The 3,625-nt window shown below is 46.0% G+C and carries 3 protein-coding genes; all 3 read right to left on the bottom strand.

The window, feature by feature from the left end; all coding sequences use genetic code 11:
* The coding region (locus tag KB557_RS09760) for a class I tRNA ligase family protein (RefSeq protein ID WP_255133723.1) at nt 1-467 on the bottom strand (467 nt) is incomplete at its 3' end.
* Between the two features lie 15 nt (nt 468-482).
* Complete coding sequence (gene polA / locus KB557_RS09755) at nt 483-3,446, bottom strand: DNA polymerase I (RefSeq protein WP_255133721.1); 2,964 nt, start codon at nt 3,444-3,446, stop codon at nt 483-485.
* On the bottom strand, nt 3,443-3,625 hold a 183-nt coding region (locus KB557_RS09750; RefSeq protein ID WP_255133698.1), incomplete at its 5' end, for a HEPN domain-containing protein. The genes KB557_RS09750 and polA, both read right to left, overlap by 4 nt.

Here is a 3,625-nt window from a genome sequence, read left to right as displayed (position 1 = left end):
CTAAGCAGGCCATAACCGTTTGCTTTTGCTACGGCGAAATAAACATCACCATCAGCGCTGTAGGCCGCCCCCTTCGCTTCCAGTTCTGTTATTAAGGCGCGAATGCCATCAAGGCAACGGGTGGCCCTTGGCATCCGATCGGCGGGCAGAATATTTAAACGAGCCATATCGAGCTCAAAGGCGCTGATATTGCGCTTACTAACTTCCTGCATCGAGCTACCTTCTGCAGTAGCGCGATTGAGAATTTTATCGTCTATATCCGTGTAATTTTGCACAAAAGTAACTTTGTAACCACTCCAAATCAGATAACGGCGCAGCACATCCCAAGCGATGTAACTGCGGGCATGGCCCAGATGGCATAGGTCGTATACGGTTACACCACAGCAATAAATACTTACCTGGCCGGCAATTAAGGGTTGAAATTCTTCAGTTTTACGGCTGAGGGTGTTGTTGAACTTGAGTGTCATATTCAGTTGGTTATTTCACTTGGTTTCCATCCAGTTTGGACCAACGCCAATCTCTACTTTTAAAGGCACTGAAAGTAGAACAGCCGCTTCCATCGTTTCACGGGTGAGAGTAAGCACCTGATCCAGAGCTTCTGGCGTGGCTTCCAGCACCAACTCATCGTGAACTTGCAGTAGCAACCTTGCTTGCAGCTGAGATGCCATTAGTTTTTGTTGTAATTGCACCATTGCAATTTTAATAATATCGGCGCTTGAGCCTTGAATTGGTGCATTGGCAGCTGCTCGTAGTTGCTGCGCTTCCATGCCTCCTCTGCGGGCTACTTCAAGGTTGATCTCAAGGGGATCTTTGCCTTTAAGGCGTCCGAGCCCATTGGGATCAAAATTAAATAAACGACGCCTTCCCATAATTGTTTCTACATAGCCGCGGCTTAATGCCAACCTTTCTTGTAATTCAAGGAAAGCAAATACTTTTTGATATCTCTGCTTATATTTAACAAGAAATTCCTTCGCATCGCTTTGGCTTACTCCGGCCTCCCTTGCGAAACGTTGGGCGCCCATGCCGTAGATCACCCCAAAATTAATTGTTTTTCCTAGCCTTCGTTCATCACTACTTATGCTTTCAGTTGGAGCCTTATCTAGCAATAACCTTGCTGTAAGTGCATGCACATCGTGGCCGTTGTTGTAGGCATCTACCAATACTTCTTCTTTGCTTAAGTGAGCTAGAATTCGCAATTCAATTTGGGAATAATCAGCGCTTAATAACTTCCAGCCTTCTTGGGGTAAAAATGCTTTACGAATCTGCCGGCTGTAGGCAGTGCGGATTGGAATGTTTTGGAGGTTTGGATTACTACTTGATAGCCTGCCGGTGGCAGTAACGGCTTGGTTGAAATCGGTATGAACGCGGCTGGTTTCCGCTTCCACCAGCAGCGGTAAGGCATCTACATAAGTGCTTTTTAATTTACTTAATGTGCGGTGCTCTAGCACTAATGGCACCAGTGGATGATCGGCTTCTAATTTTTCAAGCACCGCTGCATCAGTGCTCCAACCGGTTTTTGTTTTACGCGATTTTTTGCGATCCAACCCGAGGGTTTCAAATAGCAATTCCCCCAGTTGTTTTGGGCTGGCCAGATTGAAATCAACACCTGCTTCTGCGCGGGCTGCTAGCTCAAGCAATTGCAATTGTTTTGCCATTTCAGCTCCCAATTCCTGCAGGTAAGGAATATCAATACGAATGCCAGTTGCTTCCATCAGCGCGAGCACTGGCTCTAATGGCAGCTCTAAATCATCAAGAAGCTGATTTAATGCTTCGCCACTGGCGCTCAATTTCTCTCGTAGCAGCTGAGCTAATCGCCAGGTGAGATGCACATCCATACCGCAATATTGAGCGGCAGCTTCTATGGATACAACACTGAAATTTTGCCCTTTTGCTACTAAATCAGTGAAGCTAGTGGGAGTGAAACTAAAATTGCGTTTTGCTAATTCATCCAGGCCATGTTTGGCATTTGGATCTAGCAAATAATCAGCCAACATCGTATCTATTGCCACCCCTCCAAGGGGCAATCCGTGGCGCAGCAAAATCAAACGATCGTATTTTGAATTTTGTAACGCCTTTGGATGGGAGCTGCTAATAATCCAAGGATTTAGGGCGGTTAGCACCACATCGAGGGGCAGCTGGGCTGGGCTGCCGAGCCGGTTTTGGTGACCGATTGGGATATAAGCCAAATCAGTGATCCCCTCACCCCATGCCACCCCAATACCCACCAGTTCGGCTTGAAAAGGGTTGAGGCTGGTGGTTTCTGTATCTAAAGCAATGGGTGCCTTGAAATCAGTGCAAGTTAGTAACTTTGCTACTAAGTAATCAAGAACCTCAGCTGTTGAAATTATCTGAGGTTCTAATGTGTGTGAGTTATTAGAATTTTCTTCTACAGATTTATTTTCTTCATCATTAGCATTTAGTTTGCCGTTGGGACTGCCCTGAGAATTATCTTGGAGATGATTACTTAGGGAGTTTATATTGCTTATTTGTTCTGGTTTTTCCAGCGAAAATAGCTGGGCAAAATTTACTACCTGTTTTACGAGGCTATGCAGTTCTAATTCCTCTAGGTTGCTGCTAAGTTCGTCTGATTTTACAGTTCCAAGCTGCAGCCGTGGTTCGGTTGGTAGGGGTACATCTATAAGGATTTCAGCCAGCATTCTTGAGCGGTAAGCATTGTCTCGATCGGCCCTTAATTTTTCAATCAATGCCCCTTTGAGGCTGCCATTACAATCTTTTGGGCCTTTTAATTGCTCAAGGGCGGCATAAATACCATCCACATCTTGAAATTCTTTTAGCAAATTGATTGCAGTTTTTGGGCCAACACCTTTAACTCCTGGGATGTTGTCTGAACTATCGCCTGTGAGGGCCTTTAGATCCACCACTTCTTCTGGGGTAACCCCCAATTTGGCGATAACCCCTTCGCGGCGAATTTCCGTGGGGCCACTGTTTTTTGCATAGGGGCCACCCCCCATGTAGAGCACAGAAATATCGCGCTGGTCGTCTACCAGTTGAAATAGATCGCGATCGCCTGAGAGGATTCGCACCCGCCAGCCTTCTGTTGCAGCACGGTTTGCCAAGGTGCCGAGCACATCGTCTGCTTCATAACCCGGTGCCATCACGAGGGGGATATCAAGGCTTTCTTTAAGGATTTGTTGCAGGTTTGCAAGGTCACTAAAGAAATGTTCTGGTGCCACATCTCGATGGGCCTTATAAGTTTCATCTGCCTTATGGCGAAAGGTTGGTTCAGCGGTATCAAATGCCACTACCAAACCATCTGGTTTTAATGGTTTGCAATTATCAAGCAACGCTTTTAAAAAGCCATAGGTAACACTTGTGGGCACCCCAGCCTTTGTGCTCAACCCGCCTTCGCCACCTTTTGAGAAGGCGTAAAAGCTACGAAAAGCCAGTGAATGGCCATCAATTAACAGCAGTAAAGGTTTGCTCAATGTGAATCCCAGCTTTCAACTTGAACCAGCACTGCTGCGGCGCAATTAATAGCTTCGTTTGCATCTTGTTGATCAAAACGTTTAAGGGGTGGTGTGTCTTCGTCTGGATATCGGGTACTTGTGGCCATTCTGCTAAGGGGCTTTAGAGTTATTTTTTGAGTAGTTTTTGTTTTTAGTGT

The sequence above is a fragment of the Synechococcus sp. Cruz CV12-2-Slac-r genome (genome assembly GCF_024346075.1).
In the GTDB taxonomy this organism is placed as follows: Bacteria; Cyanobacteriota; Cyanobacteriia; order PCC-6307; family Cyanobiaceae; genus Synechococcus_D.
The sequence above is the reverse complement of the archived record's forward strand: the minus strand, read 5'-3'. Positions and strand labels throughout refer to the sequence as shown.